This is a genomic window from Bifidobacterium sp. LH_424, assembly GCF_056356895.1.
In genome coordinates, this window is record NZ_JBKEVC010000010.1 from 73185 (window position 1) to 96747 (window position 23563).

15 protein-coding genes and 1 pseudogene are annotated in these 23563 nt (G+C 60.6%); 8 read left to right on the top strand and 8 right to left on the bottom strand.

From position 1 onward, the window contains the following. Nucleotides 1-80: 80 nt before the first annotated feature. A complete protein-coding gene (locus tag AC1AYP_RS08720) occupies nt 81-1286 on the bottom strand; it encodes a glycosyltransferase family 2 protein (protein WP_476547552.1) in 1206 nt (401 codons plus the stop codon). 161 nt (nt 1287-1447) lie between these two features. Between AC1AYP_RS08720 and AC1AYP_RS08725 the strand changes: the two genes are divergently transcribed. Further along, nucleotides 1448-2560 carry an acyltransferase family protein gene (locus tag AC1AYP_RS08725; protein ID WP_476547554.1) on the top strand — a complete coding sequence of 371 codons (1113 nt, stop codon included), beginning with the start codon at nt 1448-1450 and terminating at the stop codon, nt 2558-2560. Nucleotides 2561-2602: 42 nt separating this feature from the next. Here AC1AYP_RS08725 and AC1AYP_RS08730 read toward each other — a convergent pair whose 3' ends face one another. Then, nucleotides 2603-4405, bottom strand: coding sequence for a DUF6020 family protein (locus AC1AYP_RS08730; protein ID WP_476547555.1), 1803 nt, complete (start codon nt 4403-4405; stop codon nt 2603-2605). 21 nt (nt 4406-4426) lie between these two features. Between AC1AYP_RS08730 and AC1AYP_RS08735 the strand changes: the two genes are divergently transcribed. The 5 genes from AC1AYP_RS08735 (at nt 4427) to AC1AYP_RS08755 (ending at nt 9849) form a co-directional block, all read left to right on the top strand. Then, nucleotides 4427-5362 carry a glycosyltransferase family 2 protein gene (locus AC1AYP_RS08735; RefSeq protein ID WP_476547557.1) on the top strand — a complete coding sequence of 312 codons (936 nt, stop codon included), beginning with the start codon at nt 4427-4429 and terminating at the stop codon, nt 5360-5362. Between the two features lie 87 nt (nt 5363-5449). Further along, complete coding sequence (locus tag AC1AYP_RS08740; protein WP_476547559.1) at nt 5450-6622, top strand: ImmA/IrrE family metallo-endopeptidase; 1173 nt, start codon at nt 5450-5452, stop codon at nt 6620-6622. Beyond that, complete coding sequence (locus tag AC1AYP_RS08745; RefSeq protein WP_476547561.1) at nt 6619-7182, top strand: DUF4411 family protein; 564 nt, start codon at nt 6619-6621, stop codon at nt 7180-7182. The genes AC1AYP_RS08740 and AC1AYP_RS08745 overlap by 4 nt, the downstream gene beginning before the upstream one ends. A 109-nt stretch (nt 7183-7291) precedes the next feature. Further along, entirely contained in the window at nt 7292-8908 is a 1617-nt protein-coding gene (locus AC1AYP_RS08750) for a glycosyltransferase (protein ID WP_476547562.1), read from the top strand. A 5-nt stretch (nt 8909-8913) separates the two neighbouring features. Beyond that, nucleotides 8914-9849: a glycosyltransferase family 2 protein gene (locus tag AC1AYP_RS08755; protein ID WP_476547563.1), complete on the top strand. Its 936-nt coding sequence runs from the start codon at nt 8914-8916 to the stop codon at nt 9847-9849. A 221-nt stretch (nt 9850-10070) separates the two neighbouring features. Here AC1AYP_RS08755 and AC1AYP_RS08760 read toward each other — a convergent pair whose 3' ends face one another. Next, nucleotides 10071-12200: a glycosyltransferase gene (locus tag AC1AYP_RS08760; RefSeq protein WP_476547565.1), complete on the bottom strand. Its 2130-nt coding sequence runs from the start codon at nt 12198-12200 to the stop codon at nt 10071-10073. Between the two features lie 125 nt (nt 12201-12325). Between AC1AYP_RS08760 and AC1AYP_RS08765 the strand changes: the two genes are divergently transcribed. Next, a complete protein-coding gene (locus tag AC1AYP_RS08765; protein WP_476503319.1) occupies nt 12326-14008 on the top strand; it encodes a sialate O-acetylesterase in 1683 nt (560 codons plus the stop codon). 497 nt (nt 14009-14505) lie between these two features. Here AC1AYP_RS08765 and AC1AYP_RS08770 read toward each other — a convergent pair. The 3 genes and pseudogenes from AC1AYP_RS08770 to rfbB form a co-directional block, all read right to left on the bottom strand. Continuing rightward, a pseudogene (locus tag AC1AYP_RS08770) lies at nt 14506-16587 on the bottom strand (LTA synthase family protein); the annotation flags it as partial. A gap of 1115 nt (nt 16588-17702) precedes the next feature. Further along, entirely contained in the window at nt 17703-18962 is a 1260-nt protein-coding gene (locus AC1AYP_RS08775; RefSeq protein WP_476547567.1) for a nucleotide sugar dehydrogenase, read from the bottom strand. Between the two features lie 535 nt (nt 18963-19497). Then, the gene (rfbB, locus tag AC1AYP_RS08780; protein ID WP_476547568.1) at nt 19498-20631 is read right to left on the bottom strand and encodes a dTDP-glucose 4,6-dehydratase; all 1134 of its coding nucleotides are present in this window, start codon (nt 20629-20631) and stop codon (nt 19498-19500) included. A 493-nt stretch (nt 20632-21124) separates the two neighbouring features. Between rfbB and glf the strand changes: the two genes are divergently transcribed. Continuing rightward, the gene (gene glf, locus AC1AYP_RS08785) at nt 21125-22321 is read left to right on the top strand and encodes a UDP-galactopyranose mutase (protein ID WP_476547570.1); all 1197 of its coding nucleotides are present in this window, start codon (nt 21125-21127) and stop codon (nt 22319-22321) included. 64 nt (nt 22322-22385) lie between these two features. Here the strand turns inward: glf and AC1AYP_RS08790 are convergent, their stop codons facing one another. Continuing rightward, entirely contained in the window at nt 22386-22901 is a 516-nt protein-coding gene (locus AC1AYP_RS08790; protein WP_476547571.1) for a GNAT family N-acetyltransferase, read from the bottom strand. After that, complete coding sequence (locus AC1AYP_RS08795; RefSeq protein ID WP_476547573.1) at nt 22898-23170, bottom strand: type II toxin-antitoxin system TacA family antitoxin; 273 nt, start codon at nt 23168-23170, stop codon at nt 22898-22900. The genes AC1AYP_RS08790 and AC1AYP_RS08795 overlap by 4 nt, the downstream gene beginning before the upstream one ends. Nucleotides 23171-23563: the final 393 nt, after the last annotated feature.

Here is a 23563-nt window from a genome sequence, read left to right on the forward strand (position 1 = left end):
GGTGTCTCTGCCCAGCGTTCCCACATATTCTAGTGGGAGGTGGGTATGTGAGGAGGACCACGGACGCCGACGACGACGCATTACTTTCCGTGGAACAAACGCTTGGCTATGGATAATGGCTTGATGGTCGCGTTGCCCACACGATATGATACCGAACGATAGATTTCGCGCACGTGCTGTTCGAGATCATGAATCTGACGGTTCTGGGTTTCGATAGTGTGATCACGGTCGGCGATGCGCTTCTCCAGCACCTTTACCCAGTCGCGGGTTTCGCACAGCTGCCGCCACAGGTCTCCGACATGCCAATCACCGTCCAATGCGGTGAGGATCAGCTGGGAGCGGGTCTGCCGCACGAGTTCCACGAAACGGTAGTCGCGCTCCTCGAAGTAATAGTCCTTGTCATCTGGCAGTGCCTCCAACAGCGGATAGGAGGCGTCCATCATCATGACCGCCGTTGGGCGTTCCAGTGATTGCACGTTCCACAGAATGAAGTGGGATACCCAGTTCTCATAGCTGCGCTTGGTGAGCGTGTAATTATCCGTGGCCTTCAGATAGTCCCCGATTGTCGTGACCGCGTTGAGCGCGTTCTGCCAGCTCTTCCTTCGTGTCGCCTCCAGTGATGTGGCGTTGTGCGTGCGATGGTGGAACAGCACCACGTCCGTGCAGTAGATAGAGGAGGCGATCGCCAGCGCAACGAACGTGAAAAACGCGTCGTTCGTCGTACGTAACGCTTGGAAGCGCAGACTGCGTTCGTGAATGAAATCGGCGCGGAACAGCTTGTCCCACGGCCATCCGATGAAGCTCTGGAACGTGGTGCCCGCGTAATCCGCGTTATGCAGCACCCGTTCCATCGGCACATCCTTGATGGTGTAGTCGATGAGCGCCTCCTCATGGGTCTCGGCGTCATGGCTGTTCGACCGGGCGACGACGATATCCACGCCGGTGCGTTCCGCGATGCCGGTCATCGTCTCCAGCGCATTCGACTCGATGAAGTCGTCGGCATCGAGGAAGTATAAGTACTTGCCGGTGGCGTGATTCATGCCGTTGTTACGGGCTACGCCGGCGTACTGGTTGGACTGGGTGAGCAGAGTGACGCGAGTGTCCTGTTCGGCGATTGACGCCACGATCTCGCGGGTACGGTCGGTCGAACCGTCGTCGACGACGATGACTTCGATGTCCTTTACGGTCTGCTGCGTGACGCTCGTCACACACGCGGCGACATACTCCTGCGCGTTGTACGCGGGGATAATGACCGAAACGAGAGGGGTTGATGATACTGCTTCCATGCCGGCTCCGCTTCTTCGAAAGGACAAAATATGCCGATAGTATACCCCCGTCTGCGGTCATCACTTCGAAGGTTCCCTCTATATTAGGTATGGATTTGCTGGAGAAGACGCGTGAGGCGGCGTCTCGCCGCAAGATTGGTGCGGTCTAGGGAGGAACGGTTATGCCCAATAAACCTGGTGCAAGGAATGTATCCATTGAGCTGTTGCGCATCATTGCGATGTTCCTGATTCTGGCATGCCACTTCATCATCCATTTCGATTGGGATCATCATCAGTTGCGGATTGCGCTTCAGCAAGAACCCGGCTGGTGGTCGGCATTGCGATTCCTGATTGTGCAATACGGTCAGGTGGGCGTATCTATTTTCTTCATCATTTCTGGATACTTCCTAGTAGAGAAATCATTCAAATGGAACCGTCTGCTGAAGACCTGGTTGCAGATGTTCTGCTACTCCATCGCTTTCCTCGTCATCGTACTGGTGATGGGCGCGTTCAGACACTATCCTACGGCTGTGGAGCCAGTGATGCACGGGCCGGATTTGTATAAATCCATATACGCCAGCATATTCCCGTTCCTCTATGACAGCTACTGGTTCATCGGAGCCTATCTGCTGATGCTGCTGGTCGCGCCGTATCTTAATACGTTGTTTGCGACACTGCCGAGACGTTCCATGGAGGCGTTGATTGTGTTGATGGGATTCTACAGCATCCAGATTCTCATCTTTGGCCGGACAACGAACTGGAACAATCTGGTCTACGCCATGCTGGGGTATTTGATTGGCGGTTGGCTGCGCAAGTACTATCGGGATTTCTCGGACCGTTTTAAGGCATTTCCCATGCTGGGTATTATCGTATTGCTGACCGTACTGATGGCAGCTTTCAACCATTACATATCAGGACCTTCGTGGCTGGTCGATTTCATGGGATGGAAGTATCAGATTCATGACGGTATCGTGCTGTTTCCTATCATCATCGGTACCTTGGTATTCGTCATGGTCAGCAGAATTGATATGAATCGGTCTCCGGCGATGGTGCAGAAAGCCATCTGCACTATCGCTCCCACCACGTTCGGCATCTACCTTATCCACGAGAACTGGTTCGGGTTCCGAATCGTTTGGGACTTGGTGTCTCATTACGCAGTGAAGCCGTCAGGAATCATTGCTCAAGGCATCGCGCAATTAGGAATCATCGTGATGGTTTTCATTTTGCTCAGTGCATTCGCGTGGATATTTGACATGCTCATCGTTCATCCGCTTACTCGAATGGTTGTGGAATGACAATGTGTCCCCCCGCATCATCATGCGGAGGGACACCATTCATTACCGGTCTTCTGCTGTCTCCGAGCAGACAATGCCAATAAGTAGCGGAGCAAGGTACGTGGCGAAGAGCATATACCTTGATATATAGGCAGTACTCGATGCGTATAGTGAAACGATGCTCAGCAGGAATGGCACCGATTGGAGCATAAATACACCGGTGTTTTTCCGACGAAGCGCTATGTATATAGCAAACATGGGGAGAATCCACGTCCAGAAAGCGGTATATGTGGTGATGTTGATTACCGGAATCTGGCTGAAGTAGTCATACCAGCGTCCCATAGTGTCATTCATTGGATCATTTGGATTGCTGGTAATGAAATGACCGGTCGTATCAGAATTGGTGATGGTTTGATAAAAAACGGTTATTTGATTGCCGGTTGTGCGGTACGGATACGTAGGATGCCCGCTCGGGGATTTGCTGATTGCGAACCAGCCTGATTCCAGCGCCGCGAAGGCATCAATATAGGACTTGGGATGCTTGAGCCCCTGCGCAAGCCATACTTTGAGGTAATCGTTTCTCAATGAGGCGTCACCCAGCTTATACATGGAGGCCTTGTCGGTGAGGAATGGCTCGTAGTTCTCCGCCATGTCGTTGTAAGTGAATATATTGAAATGAGAAATTACTCTCTTCTCATTTTCGGTGGCTTCTCCCGGATGGTCTTTGCCCCAACGCGCTGTCATCTGCAAGGGAATGATGTAATACTGTTCGCTGTCCGTGGGAACGACATTCAGCATCGGGTACACATACTTGGGCAAAAGTGACGACATGGAGAAGAACATCACGAATGCCGTCACGATGGCGGCAAGTCTCTTCCAAATGCTTGCTTTGACCAATACCAAGGCAAGCAGGGACAAAAACACCAGTGCGGGTCCGGTTTTCCTAGTGAGGCAAACAAGGATGGTGAAAATAAGGAATACTAAAGAAAACCGTATTTTCATTATGCAGGAGAGCTTTGTTCTAACCATTTCCGCATACATAATAGCCCAAGGGAGCAGGAATAGTGCGTGGAATGAGTCCTTGAGAACTGTAGAGAAGTAGAAGGGAAAAACAGGGAATAGGGCAATGAAAAGCGTAAAGAAACAAACAATGGCGAATGGTGCCTTCAAATTTACTTTGATATAAGCAATCAAGCAGGAAAAGGCAATTGACATGCCGATGCTCTGCAGTATCACCAACACGAATGTGCCCAATTTATAAGAGCCGGTAAGCGTGATGCTTGCTTTGATAAATTGTGCAAAAATAATGGCTTCGAGAAATGGATGATGGTCATATATTTGTCCAGGGTCCTGCCCGAATGCGGCATAGCCGAGACCTTGGGCAATCTGGTCACCGGCATCCCACTCGATAACACCAGGGCGTAAAATTATGAGATAAGGCAACCATGCGATAAAGATGAATGCGGCTATTGTTGCTAATGAGACTGGGGAGAATGAGAAATCTATCTTCCCCAACTTCCTTTGCGGCAAGGCACCTTTGTTTCGACAATATGATAATAACTTTTCTGCTAAAGCAAAAAGAATGTACGTCAGTACTGTAAAAAGAACACATTGAATCCACATCAATGCTGACGTGACTGGGAAACTCGCGGTGGCTGCTGATGCGTTGCCAAACCCAATCAGAACCCCCGTGATTAAGCTGATTACCAATAACGGTTTATTGAGTAAACGCCGATTACGAACCGCTGCCTCTTCTTTCAATTCGCCACTCTCCTGACTATTTGTGTATTTGCACAAAGGTTTATCCGTGTTTGAAGTGTATCTGCTTTGTTGGTTCGCATGCAACTCCGGCAGGGAAAGGGCCATACCGCCTCCTATCATGGCAGTATGATTGAAAACGTCGTGAATCCTTCTGTTGCTGTGCTGCTTCCTTGTTTTAACGAGGAGGTGACGATCGGGAAGGTGGTGCGTGATTTCAGGGTGGCGCTGCCGGACGCGACCGTGTACGTGTACGACAACAACTCCACCGACCGCACGGCCGAAATCGCCCGGGAGGCGGGCGCGGTCGTGCGTAGGGAGCCGCGCCAGGGCAAGGGCAACGTGATCCGCGCCATGTTCGAGGACATCGACGCGGATGTGTACGTCATGGCCGACGGCGACGACACCTACCCGGCGGACGCGGCCCCCGACATGGTCGCCAAGGTGCTCGAGGGATACGACATGGTCATCGGCGACCGCCTCTCCTCCACGTACTTCCAGGAGAACAAGCGTCCCTTCCACAACTTCGGCAACCGGCTGGTGCGCGGCTCCATCAACCACCTGTTCGGCGCGCACGTCACCGACATCATGACCGGCTACCGCGCGTTCAACTTCACGTTCGTCAAGACGTACCCCGTGCTCTCGCGCGGCTTCGAGGTCGAGACCGAGATGACCATCCACTCCCTGAACAACAATCTGCGCTTGTACGAGATGCCCATCCAATACCGGGACCGTCCGGCCGGTTCCGTGTCCAAGCTGGACACGGTGGGAGACGGCATCAAGGTGATAAGCACCATCTTCCGCATGATCCGCGAGTACAAGCCGCTGCCCTTCTTCGGCGGACTCGGCCTCATCATCGGCATCATCCTGTGCGGATGGGTCACCGCGGACTTCGTGAGCACCGGCGTGGTCGTCCACTTCCCCACGCTCATCGGTGCCATCATGCTCGTCATCGTCGGGCTATTGCTCATCGTCACCGGCATCATCCTCGACGTCACCGCCAAAAACGACAGGAAAAACTACATAATAGACACCAACACAATCAGCTACATAAAAAGACACTAAACTATATCGGGGAAGCGTCTTTCCCAGTAAAGTGCCGTACAATCGGCATGACTGTAGTCCGAGAGTTAACCAGGGGAGGAGCGTCACATGGCTGCAACAGTGAGCGTGAGCATCTCCCCTGCGGTGTTGGATTGGGTACTGAGCATCGGCTCCGCCAACCAGCTTACCGATTCTCAGCGGCAGTCCATCCAGCAGTGGAAAAGCGGAGAGCATTGTCCAAGCATCAAAGACATCAATGATGTCAGCAGGAAGCTGCATGTTCCTTTCAGCTATTTCTTCCTCGCAGAACCCATTAATGATACGCCGGCCGTATTCGAGCATCGCACCATCGGCAACGAGCCGTTGCAGACTCCGTCACGGGAGCTTGTGGACACCGTCGCCGACATGTCCAGAATCCAGGACTGGGCGCGCCAAGACCAAATCGATAACGGCGGCGAACCGTTGCCTTTCGTCAACTCCATGACTGTCAAGTCTGGTGTGACGCAGATAGCTAAGGCCATTCGAAACACACTGGGGATTGAGAAGACCTGGTATGAGAGGCAGGAAGCATCAGGCGCCATCAAGGCGTTCGTTTTTCTCCGTGAACGTGCCGCGCAGGCGCAGATCATCGTCATGATGAACGGCATAGTCGGGGACAACACTCATAGGAAGCTCAATCCCGAAGAATTCCGGGCATTCGCACTTGTTGATGAATACGCGCCACTCATATTCATCAATCGCGCTGATGAGCCTGCGGCAGCCCGGCTGTTTTCCTTGGTGCACGAATTCGCTCATCTGTGGTTGGGACAGGATGAGCTGTTCAACGACAGCTCCACACCCCGTGCCACGGGTGGGGTGGAACAGGCGTGCAATGCTGTCGCCGGGGAAATACTGATGCCCAACAAGGAGTTCACAGCGGTTTGGAACCAAGCCGGATATGACTCATTATCCGTCGAACAACGAATCGAAGAGACTCGCAAGGTGTTCCCTGTATCTTGGACTGGCATCGCCCTGCGCGCTTTCAACGATGGTTTCATCGGTCAGAAGGATTATGACAGCATCGCCGATTCTGCGCGTCGCTGGACTGAGCGGAACTCCATCGCGGGAGGTACCGCAGGCGGAGACTATTACAACACCAAACTCAGCCGGTTTGACAAACGTCTGTTGGATCATCTCACGGCCTCTGTCGCAGAAGGGCGCACTTCCTATACAGAGGCTTATAGACTCACAGGCACTAATCGGCAGACTTTTCCTGAGTTGCTGAAGAGGGCCGGACTATGAGTGCAATCAATGAATCCGAGCAGTTGGAATTGATTCCTTCTGTCCAGCCGAAGTATCTGATTGACACCAACTGTCTCATCACACCCTATAACAGCTATTATGCTCCGGTTTTCACATTGTCGCAGGCTTTTTGGAGCCGGTTGAAGGAGTTGACGGAGAAAGGGATCGTCGGCGTGCTGGATAAAGTGCGTGACGAGACCTATGGTGGACATGGTTCCGACCAGCTGGACGACTGGCTGGACGGAATCGAAGGATATGTCATCGACTCCGATAGGGATGCCGGTATCGTTGACGGATTCCAGCAGGTCATACGCACTATCGGCAATTCCTCCAACGGGTATCAGCGTCAGGCTATTCGTGACTGGGATGGTGCCGCGATTGCGGATCCTTGGTTAATCGGAGCGGCCATCCGATTCCAGTCGACGATTATCACGTTCGAAAAATCGCAGAATATGAATGATCGTCCTTGGAAGCATCTCAAGATTCCTACCGTTGCAAAAATGCTGAATGTGCAATGTGTGGATCTATTCACATTCATGGGCAGCGTCAGCGGCTTCTAACTCGCGTTCGCCCCACGTGCGTACAATGTGGCCTATGTGCCGATTCTTCCAACTTGAACAGGACGCGTGTGAGTTTCTGGACTCGCTCAGTCCGCGACAGCGCAAGCTCGTGACGGCGGCGGTCAACTACCATTCGCTCATCCAGCCGGGGCGCACCCTGCACTACCGGATCTACATGGGTGAGAAGTGGCAGTACCCCCGCCTCACCGACACCTCCACCCTCAACGGCTCCTGCACGGAGACCGACGGGCGCCAGCCCATCGGCGAATTCGACGCCGTTTCCACCGTGAACGCGCGATCCGAATTCTCCCCGCACTACTTCGCCGGGGACGAGCAGCTGCTTGACCACAACATCCGCTATATCCTGCTCACGCCGGACGATGCCACGGACGAGGACGTCTGGGAGCATGCGCCCAATGGGAGCCGCAAAGTCAAACTGTACAACGAGCTCGAGTACCGTTGGCCGGTCGCTTTCGATCATGTCCGCGAACTGCAGCGTTCCGAGCGCGAGCGTAAGAGCCGCGGTTCGGTCGTTGAGTACCAGCCGTTCACCATCGACGTGGCCAACTCCAACGAACGCAACCATCACCCGTGGGTTGAAGTTCAGCCTGGCCCGCGTGTGCCCGGAGCACGTAAGGCCGTCATCGTCGCCATGCACTGGCTGCAGGCCGGTGGCGCTGAGCGCTGGGGCATGGAGACCATCCAGCTTGCCAAGGAAGCCGGATTCCTGCCGATCGTCCTGACCGACTCCGACGGCCACCAGCCGTGGATCACCGACCCCATCTGCGAGGGGGCGCTCGTGATTCCGCTCACCATGCCGCTCCAGTACCGCGTCGGCGATGCGCCGATCCTGCGCGCACTGTTCGAGCAGTTCGACATCCGCGGCATCATGATCCACCACTGCCAGTGGATGTACGACAACGCCTGGTGGGTGAAACAGTACTTCCCGGACGTGAAGATCGTCGACTCCCTGCACATCGTCGAATACATGTTCCGTGGCGGATTCCCGCGTGAATCCGTGGCCCATGACGAGTGGATCGACCTGCATCACGTGATCTCCCCCCAGCTGGAGCATTGGATGGAGGACGTCCACCATATCCCCGCGTCCAAGGTCATCGACGCTCCGCTCGTCGGTCTCACCGCCGACTCCAAGCACGTGCAGTACAGCGAGCGTAAGGACCCGAAGGCCCTCAACGTGGCGTTCATCGGCCGCATGACCCGCCAGAAGCGTCCCGATGCGTTCATCCTCGTCGCCAAGGCGATGAAGCAGGCCGCTCCCGGCAAGTTCCACTTCATCATGCACGGCAGTGGCGATATGGACACGTTCACCGACGGTCTCATCGCACGCTACGGGCTGGATGATGTGATCGAGCGTCGCCCGATGAGCATCCCCGTCTCTCGCACCTACGAGGACGCGGACGTGCTGCTCGTCTCCTCTGTGAACGAGGGCATCACCTTGACCACCATCGAGGCGATCAGCGCCGGCGTTCCCGTGCTGTCCGCCAACGTCGGATCCCAAGAGACGCTTGTGCCGCCTCAGGGCCTGCTGCGCCGCATGACCTCGTCGTTCATCCACGATGCGAAGCGTTCGCTTGAGCATCTGGATTCCAACGAGACCGATCGTCGCAAGCTGTGGGAGGTCGAGAAGCATCGTCTTGAAACCTTCTCGCACAAGCAGACCGCGAACAGCCTGTTCCGCCAGATTCTCAACGAATGGAGCAAGTAGCCATCATGCCATCCGCAAATAAGACGGTCGCCGCGATCGTCGTCACCTACAACCGTCTTGAGAAACTCAAGAACGTGCTTGCCTCGCTGGAAGCGCAGACGCGACTGCCCGAGCAGCTCGTCATCGTCAACAACGCCTCCACCGACGATACCGCCGCCTATCTGGCTGAATACGAGCGTGACTTCCCCCTGAAGGACAAGGTGAAGATCACCATCGTCACCTTGCCGGAGAACGCCGGCGGTGCCGGCGGCTTCTCCGCCGGCATGCGCAAAGGCTATGAACTCGGTGCCGATTTCGTCTGGATCTTCGACGACGATGGCTACCCGCAGCCCACTGCCTTGGAGAAGCTGCTCGAAGGCTACGGTAACGCGGTCAAGGCGCTTGGCCCGGACGTGCCCTACGTGTGCTCGATGGTCAAGTTCATCGACGGTTCCATCTCCGAGATGAACAACCCGGTCCCCACTTGGGATTGGGGCCGCCTGCAGGCCAAGGGCTACGACAACCTGGTCATGGTCACCTCGTGCTCGTTCGTCTCCGTACTCGTCCCGCGCTGGGTGATGGAGGCCTTCGGCCTGCCGTACAAGGAGTACTTCATCTGGTTCGATGACGCCGAATACACGCTGCGCATCACCAAGTCGTGCCCCGGTGTCGAAGTGACCGACAGCGTCGTGCTGCACGATATGGGTGTGAACCAGGGCGTCAACTACTCCATGGTGAACGACAAGAACGTGTGGAAGTTCTCCTACGGCGCCCGCAACGAGGGCTCCTACCGTCTGCACCATCGCAACGTGTGGCAGTACCTGTACTTCTGCATCATGGTCCACAATGCCATGCGTCGCGGCAACGTGGCGTTGCCGCTGCGCCGTAAGATCTATGGCCAGCTGCTCAAAGCCATCAAGTTCAACCCGAAGGTCGACTTCCCGCAGCAGCCGGAAGCGTGATTTTGCCTTCAGGTGGTACCCCCTCAGTCCGGCTTCGCCGGACAGCTCCCCCTTCCAGGGGGAGCAGAGGACACGGGCATGCGCTGTGTGCATGGCAATTTCCGTGCGCCCCCCCTAGGGGAGCAGACTACCCCTCAGTCGGCTTCGCCGACAGCTCCCCTGACAAGGGGAGCCGAGAGAGAACTGGGGCCGCTCACTACTGTGAGCGGACCTCCGTTTTTCTACTGTTCCGCGGTGTGGAAGATTCGCTCCCAGGTCCTCATCGAGGCTAGGCCGTAGTCGCGGTAGGTCTGGGAGAGGCGTTCCCAGTCGTGGGCGAGATGGCGGGCCAATCCTAGGCACTTGCGCATGTTGCGGCGGTAGAGGCGGCTGTCGCGGCGGAACCAGGCTACCGAATCGCCGTCGGCGGAGGTGACCATCGCGGAACGGACGCCGAGGAACGACGGCCAGATCGAGAACCGGGCCGGAATCGCCACCTGCGGCGCCTCGTCCTTCGCACCGTCCGCGCGGGAACGGGAACGCAGGGCGGCGAGCACCGCCTTCATGCCGCGTTTCGTCACTTCGCGCGCGCCGGCCGGCGCCCACGCGCGATCGGCGTGATCGTCCGGTTCCGGCAGATCCAGCGGACTGGAGTACGTGACGCTGTCCGTGAAGCCCTTGCGCGCCTCGCGCACTTCGGCGATCTTCGTCGGCAGCGACTCCACCAGATACTCCGGGCCCTTCAACAGGTCCGCGAGGGCCAGCTGGCTCAGCTCCATGCCCGAATAGAGCATGCGCAATCCCAGATTCGCCTCCTCGTAGAGCATGCGGAACGCGGCCGCACGGCCCGCGTTCGGATAATGCAGCAGCGCGCAGACCCACCGGTTGCGTACCTGGAAGTACTCCTCCCAGCCGCGGGCCGGATCCTTGTCATGCCAGCCCATATGCCATACGGCCACGCCCGGCAGGCTCACCGTCGGGAATCCATGCCGTTTCGCGCGCAGACCATACTCGATGTCGTCGAACTTGATGAACACGGGCAATCCCAAACCGACCGCACGCATCGTCTCGACCGGAATCAGGCAGAACCACCATCCGTTGAAATCAGAGAAGCGCACGGCGTGCATCGACGGACTGTCCGCCAACGGCTCCGAACGGAAATCATGGTTGAACTCGGCGCCGCGCGACGGCTCCATCCACTGCGCACGCGCGTCATACCGCTCGCCCTGCACGTGCAGCACCGTGCGATGGTCGATATGGAACATGCCGCCGCCCACCAGCACCGGACGCACCGTGTAGTCCGCGAACTGCACCGCACGCAGAATCGACTCCGGCTCGCTGATCGCATCATCGTCGAGCAGCAGCGTGTAGTCGCTCACGCCCGCCTTCACCGTCTCGTACATGCCGCGCGAGAAACCGCCGGAACCACCCAGATTGCCTTGACGGATATACGTGAGCTGACCGCCCAGATCGTCCGCCGTCTCGGCGAAACCGGGCTGGTCGCGTACCAGATCCGTGCCCTGATCGGTGCAATACACGGTGTCCAGACGATCACGCAACTCACGTTCGCCGGCGATCGCGCGCAACTGGTCCAGACAGTAGGAGGGACGATTGAACGTCGTGATCGCGACGGACACCGTACCCGGCTCGCGCGTGCGACGCACGCGAGCCGGGACCTGCCAGACCGCGTCGCCGACCGTCAGCGACGCGTCGGCGTCCGCGCGCGCGTCGAACCAGTAGAAGCCGCCGTCCAGCATGCCTTTGAGCGACAGTTCCGCGACGAGACGTTCCGGGCCGCCGTCACCATGCTTCGTGTCGATCGTGAACGTCTCCACCGGCGCGGCGAGGCCGCGCGCCGTGGAGCGGAACAGCGTGACCGTGCCCTTGCCCGTCGCCCACGCGGCGAACCGCACGCTCCTCACGCGTGTCCAGTACCGCCAATAGCCGGCCGGGAACGCGTTGAAATACGTGCACAGCGACAGGTGCGTGCCCGCCGCCAACGTGATCGTGTTGCGCGAGTCGACGGCGAACCCGTGCGGCTCCTCGACCGCCGCGCGGCGACTGGCCGCGATGAGCCGGGACAGTTCGGAACGGGTCATGCCGTTCGGATCCGCGCTGTACAGGTTGTCGCGTTCGTCGAACACGCTCGGGTCGAAATGAGCGGGATGCCAGTTCACCGCGTAGAGCGGCATCGTCTGGCCGGCGTTGCGCATCGGGTAGACGACGCGGTTCACCGTCTCCCAGCGCGTGGCCGGTTCCGGGGAGGGCGTCGTGGGCGATGCCGTGATCGGCGACGTCGGTGTCGTGTCTGGTGCGCCGCTGGGCGTATCCTCAAAAGCCGTGTCTCCGGCTGCAGCCTGTGCCTGTACCATACCAGTCAGTATACAAACGCAGGTCGGCGCGAACGGGGCCGGCGGCGGGTGCCTGAATCGGATCGGCAGACGACGACATACGGGATCGGCATATGGAATCGGTAGACGGACGGAGGATCAGCTTGTTGAGTGAGACTATCCGGGGAACGCGCGCCACGGTGCGCGCCCGCGTGCGCGCCGTCGTGCGCGCGACGCTCGCGGCGACGGTCGGACTGGCCATGATGGTGACGGGCGGATGCGGGATCGGCGGTTCCTCCGGTACGGGTGATTCCGCCGGCACCGGCTCCTCGGCCGCGGTCTCCGGGGTGAGCGTCAGCCTGCCGAACTACTACATGCCGGGCATGGTACTGCAACGCGGGAAGCCGATCCACATCCGCGGAACGCTGGAGAAGAGCGGCACGGGGTCGAACGGTTCTGGGACGAACGGCTCGGGGACCGGCGCGAAATCGGGGGACGACGCCGAACGCGTGCAGCTCACCGTGCGGTTCGTGCACGGCGACCAGAAGATCGAATCATCGCAGCAGGTGGCCGTCGGCACGACCTTCGACATCGCCGTGAAGAACGTGCCCACGCGCAAGGACGCGTACACGCTCGCGTTCCTGATCGGCGGGCAGGTGGCGCGCACCGTGCGCGACGTGTATGTGGGCGACGTGTTCGTGGCCGCCGGACAGTCGAACATGGAGCTCAACCACGTCGACTACTACGGGACGAAGGACCTCGTCGCGGGGAACATCGCCGGAGTCTTCGCCGAAAGCGACCTGCCGAAGACCGTGAACGACGAGGGCATCCACTTCCTCGCCGTCGAACGCAAGCTCGGCGGCTCGTCGCTGCCGCTGCGCTCGGTCACCGCGCACAAGTGGGCGTCCGCGACCGGGAGCAACAGCGACTATCTCGGCTACCTGCCGCAGCTGTTCGCGGCGCGTCTGCGCAAGGCCCACCCGAACGTGCCCGTCGGCATCATCCAGATTGCGTGGGGCGGCACCGGCATCGCACGCCACATGAAAGGCGGCGACATCTACGCGAACCACGTCAAGCCGCTCGCCGGATACCGCGTCGCCGGCGTGCTCTGGTACCAAGGCGAGGACGACGCCGCCACGCAGGCCACGGCGCTGCGCTACGAAAGCGACTTCGCCGCGCTCATCAACCAATACCGCAGCGTGTTCGGCGAAGAGGACCTGCCGTTCCTGTACGTGCAGCTCGCGCGCTACAGCGGCGGCAACCAGTACACGCCCATCGTGCGGCAGGCGCAGTTCGACGTGCTCGGCAGCGCGGCGCTCGGCACGACCGACAATCTCGCGATGACCGTTTCGATGGACACGGACAAAGGTACGTCGAAGGTGATCCACCCGCTCGGCAAGGACATTCTGGCCGAGCGCATGGCGACGCAGTGGTTCGCGATGGCGGAGGACGGGAGCGGCAACACCGGGAACGGGGTCGCGTCGTCCGGGCCGATCGCGCAGAGCGCGAAGGCCGTGAACGGCGACGCCTCCACCGTCGCCGTGTCGTTCGCCGCGAACACGGCGATCGGGCTGCGCGCGATGAAACCGGACTACACGCTGAAGGCGACCGCGACGGAACCCGCCACGGTGACCGCGACGCCGCTGCAGGGCTTCGAAGTGGCCGGTTCGGACGGCGCGTTCCACGCGGCCGACGCCACCGTGCAGGGCAATCAGGTCATCGTCCACTCCGACGACGTGGACACCGTCACGCAGGTGCGCTACCTGTGGGGGCTCGCCCCCAACAGCGCCAGCATGCTCTACGATTCGGCCAAACTGCCCGCAAGCCCGTTCGTGGTGAGCGTGGGGTAAGTTGCGTGGGGTAGCCGCGGGAGGTTGGAAGGCTGAACAGCGCTGGAAGGGCTGGAGGCCGAACAGTGCTGGAAGGCGAAGCGCTGGAGGCTGGAGCCCGGAGGCGAACGTGTACGGTTTCGGGGCGAACGTGTATGGCTCGGCGGCGAACCTGCATGGTTCAGCCCCGAACCTGTAGTATTCCGGGGCGAACGTGTAGGTCATGGGCCGCAACGTGCACGGTGTAGTGTTGAAGAAGGCGGTTTCCGGGTCGGAGCCGCTTTCGCAGAAGCTTGGAATTCCACCAAAACCGGTGGCGCGTGTTCGGGCGGATCAGCGGTTCTTCAAGACCTGCCCGTGCAGGTTCGTGTCTGAATCCTACAGGTTGGTCTCCGGAACCTACAGGTTCGGGGCTGAACCATACACATTCGGTTTCGAACCATGCAGGTTCGGGCGGAATTCATGCAGGTCGCCTGTTACACGATTGTCGGCCTACACTTCGGCGGGAGCATGGCCCGTTACTTCACGTCGAAGAAGGGGGTGCCGGCCAGGTAGTTCTTGCCGGCGGTCATGTCGTATTGGACGAGACGGTACTCCTTGAGGAGCTCGCGCTGCTGCTTGGAGAGGTTCCTGCGCTTGATCGTGTCGCCGTTCTTGTCGAGGTAGGTAGTGGACGTGTCGTCGGTGAAGCCGCCGGCGCCGAGCACCAGACGCTCCATGGCGGGCAGGTCGTCGCGCACCGAGGAGAGGAACGCGAGGTACGGGGAGACCTTCGCGCCCATGTGCTCGCTGGCCAGGGCCATGAAGTAGTTCGGCGACGTGTAGCTCGTCGAGGCCTTGTCCGGGTCGAGCTTCACACCGGAGCCGGCATCGCCGGACGCCTGGTTCGACCAGATGAAATAGTCGGTCTCGTGCAGGGTGAGGTCGTTGTGCCGGTCCGCGGCGGCCGTCGTATAGTCGCTGGGCAGGTGGTCGCCGTAGAAGATCACGGTGACCGGCTTGTCCATCGAGTCAAGCTGGTTCAGGAAGTCGGCGGTCGCCTGGTCGGTGATGTTCACGCCCTTCATGTACGTGTTCACCGCGTAGCGTTCGTCGTCGCCCATGTTCTCGGAGACGTTCGCCCAGTCGAACTGGTTGTCGTTGTACCAGCCGCTGTGCGGGGAGTGGTTCTGCATCGTGACCAGCTGCAGGAACTGCGGGTGCCGCTCCTTGTTGATCTGGTCAATCACGTTCTGGTAGGAGGCCGCGTCGCTCACGTACGGGTTGTTGTCGACCGTGTCCTGATGGGCGATCGCCGGCTTGCTGTCCAGCGTGTAGAAGTGGTCGAAGCCGAACTTCTTGTAGTTGCCGTCGCGCAGGTACATGTTCTTGTAGTACGGGTGGAACGCGGTGGAACCGGTCTTGCCGTAGCGCGCGTTCCAGATCTGGTTGAACGAGTACGGGCTCTTCTGGTGGGGGACGAGCTCCTGGTACATGGACTGCATCGAATCGTCGAACAGCGCGAGGTCCAGGCCGGTCAGCGTCTGGTATTCGATGTTCGCCGTGCCGCCGCCGTAGCCGGGGGAGAGCATGAGGCCGGACGTGGTCGAATCCTTGACGGCGCGGATATTCGGCATCGGATCCTCGAGCACGCTGACGCCGGGCACGCGTGTCGGGTCGGAGAACGTCTCCGAGAGGATCATCACCACCGTGCTGTCGGTGAGCCGGTTCTTGCGCGACTTGTTCGTGCTCTGCGCCTGCTTGGCGTACTTCTGCGCCAGCTCCTCCATCGTCTTCTGGCTGTAGCCTTCCGGCTTGTCCATGATCTTCGGGTGCGTGAGGCGCAGGAAGTTGATGGTCGGGCCGTTCGCCTGGGCGTCGCCGGCCGCGTTCCACAGCTGCGGGGAATCGCCCCAGCTCTTCGCCCACTCATAGCCCCACGCGCCGGGGATGCTCAGCGTCCACGTGAACGAGCACAGCAGCGCGATGCTCGTGCCTGCGGCGACGAGACGTGTGACGTTGCCCGCGATGGTCTTCGCGTTGCGGAACGGGCGACGCCAATGGAACGGGATCACGCAGCGTCGGCCGTCGACGAACTGGAGAATCAGGCAGATTACGGTCAGCCAGACGAGCATCGTGATCGTGCCGTTGACCAGTGGCCGGCTGCCCGCCGGGATGAACGAGGCGATTTCGCCGCCGTTGCCGCTGGACAGGAAGCTCAGGTCGGACGGCAGGATCGGCTCGTTGCGCAGGTCCATCTTGATGCTGTTCGCCACCGCGTACACGCTCATCGTGATGCCGAACACGGCCGTCGCCACCCAGAAGCGGTTCAGCACGAACACGATCACCAGGTAGATCATGCCGAGCGCGCAGAAATTGAGCAGCCAGTTGAGCTTGCTGGTGTCGTCTGCGCCGTTTCCTGACAGCCACATCTGCGCGACGAATCGGGTGAGCTGGCCGTTCACGCTGTTGAGGGCCTTCGTGGTCTCGTCGACCGCGTTCGGATCGTCGTACGAGGGTTCCGTGTACATGCCCCACTGGATGAAGATCGTGGCCGCGGCGGTCATCAGCGCCGTGACCAGCAGGTACAGCGTGTACGGGCACTTCGGGCGCTTGAGCCAGATTTCGCGGGTTTTGGCGCGGATGGCGCGGCACCGGGGGGTGTTCCACAGGGTGCGTAGTTTCGCGGTCAGGGTGCGCAGGACGGGGAGTGCTTTGGCGCGGATGGCGGTGAGTGCGGAGTGGGTCGCGCGGGTCGCGGTTCGGGCGGCTTGGGCGGCGACGCGGGTTGCGGTTCGGGCGGCGGTTCGGGCGATGGGCCGTATTGCGGTGGCAGCCGTCGCGAACGCCGTGGCGATTCGCTTGGGGAGCGTTGTGACGAACGTTGTGATGAATGCCGAGTCGCGCATCGACGTGCGGAGTGTGGCGATCGCCGCGACGAGCATCGAGACGCAGTGCAGGACGAAGGCCTTGGCCTTGCGTGCGGCGGCGGCCATGGTGCGGCGCGCGGAGCCGATCAGCGGCTTCGACTGGTCGGCCAGCTGCCGCGCGTATTCGGGCACGTGGTTGGCGGCCGAGGCGATGTCGGCGGCGACGCGGGCCTCGGTGGATGCGACGTTGGTCTTGGCGGCGGCGACGTGGGCTTCGACGCTGGCTTCGGCCGAGGCGACACGGGCCTCGACCGAAGCGATACCGGCCTCGACCGAGGCGACATGAGCTTCGAAACGGTCGATGGGTGATTCCGCGTCGGTGGCGGAATCCGGAGCGGATTGCGGAGAGTACACGGAATCGGCCTTGGAATCCGCCGCGTCTTCGGTGCCCGAACCCGCGGCCGGACCAACGCCCGAACCCGCGCTCGCCCCGGCCGAAGACGACGGCTCGTCGAGGGAAAGGCCCATCGGCATGATGTCGTCGATCCCGTCGATGTCGACAAGCCTCGCCGCGTCGAGAATGCCTGATCCGCGTTCGGACGCGTCCGTGGGCACATGCTCTGCGGACGCGTATTCCGTGGACGCATGCTCCGTTGATTCATCCTGCGGCTTGCCCACTTGTCCCCACCTGTCCACTGCGATAACGTACCGGCACATTGTAGCCGCAGGTTCAGGACGAATTCACCCCTTGTTCACCGCAATCCGCCATAGGACGAGACGGGAGGGAGCAAGGCGGAATGGGAGGAGGCAAGGCGAGACGGAAGGAGGCAAGGCGGAGCGGCGCGGGCCGCCCGCCCCGCTCCCCGTCAGTCCCTCCGGAACAGATCGCGCGTGTACACCTTCTCGCTCACGTCGGCGAGATCCGCATTCCAACGGTTGGAGATGATCACATCCGCATCGCGCTTGAACGCGGCCAGATCATGCGTGACCGGGCTGCCGAAGAAATCGGGCTTGTCGAGCGTCGGCTCGTACACGACCACATCCACGCCCTTCGCCTTGATGCGCTTCATCACACCCTGGACGGCGGACTGGCGGAAGTTGTCCGAACCGGACTTCATCGTGAGCCGGTACACGCCCACCACCGGGCGCTCCTTGCCGGCGGCGCGGGCCTTGTCGACGAGCTGCAGGATCTCGTCGGCCACGAAATCCTTGCGCGTGGTGTTCGACTCGACGATCGCCTCGATCAGGTTCTGCGGCACCTTGTCGTAGTTGGCGAGCAGCTGCTTCGTGTCCTTCGGCAGGCAGTAGCCGCCGTATCCGAAGCTCGGGTTGTTGTAGTCGTCGCGGATGCGCGGGTCGTAGCAGACGCCCTTGATGATCTCGCGCGTGTCCAGTCCGCGGCTCTCCGCATACGTGTCCAGCTCGTTGAAGTAGGCGACGCGCAGCGCGAGATACGTGTTCGCGAACAGTTTGATCGCCTCCGCCTCCGTGGTGCCGACCACGAGCTCCGGGATGCCGGTCGTGCCGTCCGGGTTCGTGCGATCCCGCTCGGCCGGGTCGGCGCCGGCGGCGAGCAGCGCCACGAACGTACGTGCCGCCTCGACCGCTTCCGGGTCGTCCTGCGGAGCGCCGGCCACGATGCGGCTCGGATGCAGGTTGTCGTACAGGGCGTGGCCTTCGCGCAGGAACTCGGGGGAGAAGAGGATACGGCGGTCGTCGAAGCGCTCGCGGATCTGCTGCGTGTAGCCCACCGGGATCGTGGACTTGATGACGATCCACGCGGTCTTGTCGTACGTGCGGATCGCCTTGATCGCCGCCTCCACGCTGGACGTGTCGAAATAGTTCTTCTGCGGGTCGTAGTTCGTGGGCGTGGCGACGATCGCGTAATCCGCGCCCGTGTACGCCTGCTCCGGGTCGAGCGTCGCTTGGAAGTCCAGCGGCCGTTCGCCGGACTTGTCGGCGTCGAGGAACGCGGTGATCTCCTTGTCCACGATCGGGCTTTTGCCGGCGTTGAGCAGTTCCACCTTCTCCGGCACGATGTCCAACGCGTGCACCTCGTTGTGCTGCGACAGCAGCAACGCCACCGACAGGCCCACATACCCGGTACCGGCAACCGCAATCTTCATATCCGCGCGCTTTCTATGAGGCTTCCGTGTTTCGCTGGGCACCAGCTTAGTCGAAAGCGCCCCTCCCTCCAACGGAGACGACGTACATGGCTCGTGCAGTGTATGGTTCAGGCGGCAACGTGCATGGTTCGCGGGCGAACCTGCATGATTTATGGGCGAACCTGCATGATTTCGGGTCGAACGTGTAGTTCTGGAGCGGCAACGTGCATGGTGTGGTGCTGAAGACCGCCGCTTCCGAGCGTTTCGGCTCCTGAGAAAAGCCCGGAATTCCAACAAAATGTCTACCGCGCCCCGGCATGATTCGGCGTCTCTTCAGCCCCTACCCATACACGTTCGTTCGTAATCTCTACACGTTCGCCCGTAATTCCTGCACGTTGGCCCTAGAGCCATGCAGATTCGCCCCCGAACCATACACATTGCCCGCCGAACCATACACATCCGTGGCGTCGAGCAGCGTCGAACGTGCCCATTGAGGCATAACATCCGTCGCATCCGTTGGGCGCATCCGTCGGCGCATACGCCCGACGCGCCCCGCTCAGTGCCCCTGCAACCGGTATTTTTCCTCCGTGGCCTGCTTGTCCGGCAGCCACCAGCTTTCGTGGTCGCGGTACCACGCGATCGTCTCGTCGAGGCCCGCGGCGAAATCGGTGTGGCGCGGCCGCCATCCGAGTTCGCGCGTGATCTTCGAGGCGTCGATCGCATAGCGCTTGTCGCCGCCCGGCCGGTCGTTCACATGGTCGAACGCGTCGGAGGGCAATCCCATGCGCGAAAGGATCATGCGCAGCACGTCGATGTTGCTCATTTCGCCGTCCGCGCCCACCAGGTACGTCTCGCCGATGCGTCCGCGCGTGAGAATCGCCCAGATCGCGCTGCAATGGTCCTCCACGCTGATCCAGTCGCGCACCGCCGCGCCCGTCCCGTACAGTTTCGGCCGGATGCCGGCGAGAATGTTCGTCACCTGCCGCGGGATGAATTTCTCCACATGCTGGTACGGCCCGTAGTTGTTGCTGCAGTTGCTGATCGTCGCCCGCACCCCGTACGTGCGGTGCCATGCGCGCACGAGATGGTCGCTCGCCGCCTTCGACGCCGAATACGGGCTGGACGGCTTGTACGGGCTCGTTTCGGTGAATTTGCGCGGTTCGTCGAGCGCGAGGTCGCCGTACACTTCGTCGGTGCTGATGTGGTGGTAGCGCAGTCCGTGCCGTCGCGCCGCTTCGAGCAGCACGTACGTCCCGTCGATGTTGGTGCGCAGGAACGGCGTCGCGTCGAGAATCGAGTTGTCGTTGTGCGATTCAGCGGCGAAGTGGACGATCGCGTCGATCGGTGCCGTTGCGGAGATCGCTCCGGTTGTGCCCGTTGCGCCGGTCGCGGCGTCGGCGGCGTGCATCGCGCCGTCGTGCTCCGGCGCCCCCGTCAGCAGCGATTCGACCAGTCCGGCGTCGCAGATGTCGCCGTGCACGAACGTGAGCCGGTCCGCGGGCACGCCGTCGAGGCTTTCGCGTTTGCCCGCGTAGGTGAGTTTGTCGAGCACGGTGATGCGCACGTCCGGCTGTTCGCGCGCCACCCAGTGCACGAAGTTCGCGCCGATGAATCCGGCTCCGCCCGTCACGAGGATGTGGCGGGGGGCGAACGTCGTTGCGGATGGTCCCTGATTCCCGTAATCGCTCATGCCCATCATCGTATCGGCGCATATGCACGACGGATTTCGGCGGGGTGGATTCCCGTCACCGTTGCAAGGCGCTCAAATCCACGGTGAACGGCAGCGAAGCAGGTAGTTGTTCGGGGACGATGAACATGGTCATATACAGCGGAAGATAGGTGATTGGCCCATCCTGCTGCATTGCCCTTGCAGAGCACCCGGGCGTGGTCGATATGCCATTCCGTGACTGCCAGCACGTTGTTCCGTTGGCGCCTGTCGTACCGCCCTTTGCTGATGCGTGTAACGTTTTTCTTGGTCGTAGTGGTCAGTTTGTAACGTTTTTCTCTTGTCGGAGTAGTGGAATTGTAACGTTTTGCGGAACCCAATAGTGCGGGCTGAGTCGTGCCTGTGGGTCGTGCCGCGCGTGGCAGGCGCGAATGGACCGTGCGGAGTCGCTCAGTATGGCATGGCCGGTAGGATGGGATGCGACAAAACGCACATGGACGGTGAAAGGTTTGAAGCCATGGTGGATAATACGCTGGAGAACAAGTACCCGGATCTGGTGATCGTGGGCGCGGGCCTGTTCGGCCTGACGGTCGCGCAGCAGGCGGTGGAGCACACGGGCGCGCGCGTGCACATCATCGACGTGCGTGACCACATCGGCGGCAACGCGTACTCGTACTTCGACGAGGAGACGGGCGCGGAGATCCACAAGTACGGCGCCCACCTGTTCCACACCTCCAACAAGCGCGTGTGGGATTACGTGAACCGTTTCACCGAGTTCACCGACTACGTGCACCGCGTGTACGCGACGCATGACGGCGTTGTCTACCCGCTGCCGATCAACCTGGGTACGATCAACCAGTTCTTCGGCAAGGCGTACACGCCGGCCGAGGCCCGCGCGGTCATCGAGGAGCAGGCCGGCGAGCTGGCCGGCACCGATCCGCAGAACCTCAACGACAAGGGCATCCAGCTGATCGGCCGCCCGCTGTACGAGGCGTTCATCAAGAACTATACGGGCAAGCAGTGGCAGACCGATCCGAGCGAGCTGCCCGCCTCGATCATCAAGCGTCTGCCGGTGCGCTTCAACTACGACAACCGCTACTTCAAGGACACGTGGGAGGGCCTGCCGAAGGACGGCTACACGAAGTGGATGGAGCGCATGATCGACGATCCGCGCATCACCGTGGAGCTGGGCGTCGACTTCTTCGACGAGTCGCAGCCGTACAACAAGAAGGCGCTGCAGGAGGCGGGCGTGCCGGTCGTGTACACGGGCCCGATCGACCGCTACTTCGACTACGAGCTGGGCGACCTCAAGTGGCGCACCGTGGACTTCAAGGAGGTCCGCTACGACGAGGGCGACCACTTCGGCTGCCCGGTCATGAACTTCTCCGACGCGGACGTGCCGTACACCCGCGCCATCGAGTTCAAGAACTTCAACCCGGAGCGTCGCGAGCAGCAGAACCCGGACAAGACCGTGGTCTGGGAGGAGTACTCCCGCTTCGCCGAGCGCGGTGATGAGCCGTACTACCCGATCAACACGGACGCTGACAAGAAGCTGTACGCCGAGTATGAGGCGAAGGCGAAGGCCGAGCCGAAGACCGTGTTCGGCGGCCGTCTCGGCACGTACAAGTACTACGACATGCACAACGTGATCGACACCGCCCTCACCGCCTACGACGAGCAGGTCGCCCCCCTCCTCGCCGACCTCGCCAAGTAGTCCCGTCGCGACTGGCGACTGGCCCCCTCTGCCGGCAATGTGCCATCAGAGGGGGCCATTGTTTTCAGCGCGATGGACTGGTCGCGTGGGGGATGGTGAGTGGGGTGAACATCAAAGCGGAGTCCGTGATGTGGCGGAATCCGTAGCGTTTGTAGAATGCGGCGGCGTGGTCGGTGGCCGGTTCCACCGCGAGCGCCCGTGCGCCGATGATGTCCGCGGCGCCCAGCGCGCGGAGTACGGCGTCCCTGAGCAGTTGGCTGCCGACGTGCATGGTCTGGAAACGTATGTCCACGCCGAGCATGCCCAGCAGGATGACGGGAATCGGGTCGGGTGTGTTGCGTCGCAGCCATCCCGGCGCGTCCGCATGTTCCATGCTGAACGCGCTCAGCGTGTAGAAGCCGGCCAAGGTGCCGGTTGCGGGTGCGTCGTTCGCGAATGTTCCGTAGGCGACGGCCGTTCCCTGCTTGCGGGCGGTGCCGAGGTGTCGTTCCAGCCAGTCGTCGACCACGGGTAGTCCGCAATGGAAATCGTCGATTGCGTCGTCCGGGGTGAGTTTGCGGGGTGCGCTGAACGTGGTCACTTCCAGATTGGCTCGCTTTCCAGCAGATTGACGAGCGCGGACGGCATGGGTGCGTCGAGCGCAGATGCGAACGATTCCCATGATTCGTGATTCAGCCGCATGATATGCGCTTCGCGGATATCCCGGTCCGCGGCGGACAGAAGATTGGACAACGCCCATTGCGACGTGCTTAGTCCCTTGGATTCGGCGGCTTCGTCCAGTCGGGCGCGCTGCTCCTGGCTCAGCCGCATCTCGAAGCGGCTGTCCTTGCCCTGCGTTGCTGTAGCCATACCCCCAGTGTACGGCGCATGTACGGACATGTGCATTGCGAATGGCGGTCCTTTGTCTCCTTCCTTGCCCCTTGGTGAGGTTTGGTGCCTCCATTGCGTCGAGGGGCAGGTTTGCTTGTCCCTCGATAAGGGAACCGTGTGATTTCGCGTCGAGGGGCGAGATTCGCGGTCGGGGAGTGCGGTGGTTGTTTCTGGAATCGTTGGAAAATAAGGGTTTTGATGATTTGTGATGATTGGGGTGATGGGGGATTGCTGCCCCTCGGTGAGGATACGGACTGATTCCGCATCGAGGGGCAAGTTTTCTCGTCCCTCGGCGGGATTTCGGGCTTGTGTTGCGTTGGGGGACAAGGAAGGGTTGTATTTGGCCCCCCTCTGTTGGGACATCGCCGTGAA

What these genes read in the sequence shown, in the direction of transcription:
- AC1AYP_RS08720 (WP_476547552.1), bottom strand. Translation starts at nt 1,286, where the DNA reads ATGGAAGCAGTATCATCAACCCCTCTCGTTTCGGTCATTATCCCCGCG.
- AC1AYP_RS08725 (WP_476547554.1), top strand. Translation starts at nt 1,448, where the DNA reads ATGCCCAATAAACCTGGTGCAAGGAATGTATCCATTGAGCTGTTGCGC.
- AC1AYP_RS08730 (WP_476547555.1), bottom strand. Translation starts at nt 4,405, where the DNA reads ATGGCCCTTTCCCTGCCGGAGTTGCATGCGAACCAACAAAGCAGATAC.
- AC1AYP_RS08735 (WP_476547557.1), top strand. Translation starts at nt 4,427, where the DNA reads ATGATTGAAAACGTCGTGAATCCTTCTGTTGCTGTGCTGCTTCCTTGT.
- AC1AYP_RS08740 (WP_476547559.1), top strand. Translation starts at nt 5,450, where the DNA reads ATGGCTGCAACAGTGAGCGTGAGCATCTCCCCTGCGGTGTTGGATTGG.
- AC1AYP_RS08745 (WP_476547561.1), top strand. Translation starts at nt 6,619, where the DNA reads ATGAGTGCAATCAATGAATCCGAGCAGTTGGAATTGATTCCTTCTGTC.
- AC1AYP_RS08755 (WP_476547563.1), top strand. Translation starts at nt 8,914, where the DNA reads ATGCCATCCGCAAATAAGACGGTCGCCGCGATCGTCGTCACCTACAAC.
- AC1AYP_RS08760 (WP_476547565.1), bottom strand. Translation starts at nt 12,200, where the DNA reads ATGGTACAGGCACAGGCTGCAGCCGGAGACACGGCTTTTGAGGATACG.
- AC1AYP_RS08775 (WP_476547567.1), bottom strand. Translation starts at nt 18,962, where the DNA reads ATGAAGATTGCGGTTGCCGGTACCGGGTATGTGGGCCTGTCGGTGGCG.
- rfbB (WP_476547568.1), bottom strand. Translation starts at nt 20,631, where the DNA reads ATGAGCGATTACGGGAATCAGGGACCATCCGCAACGACGTTCGCCCCC.
- glf (WP_476547570.1), top strand. Translation starts at nt 21,125, where the DNA reads ATGGTGGATAATACGCTGGAGAACAAGTACCCGGATCTGGTGATCGTG.
- AC1AYP_RS08795 (WP_476547573.1), bottom strand. Translation starts at nt 23,170, where the DNA reads ATGGCTACAGCAACGCAGGGCAAGGACAGCCGCTTCGAGATGCGGCTG.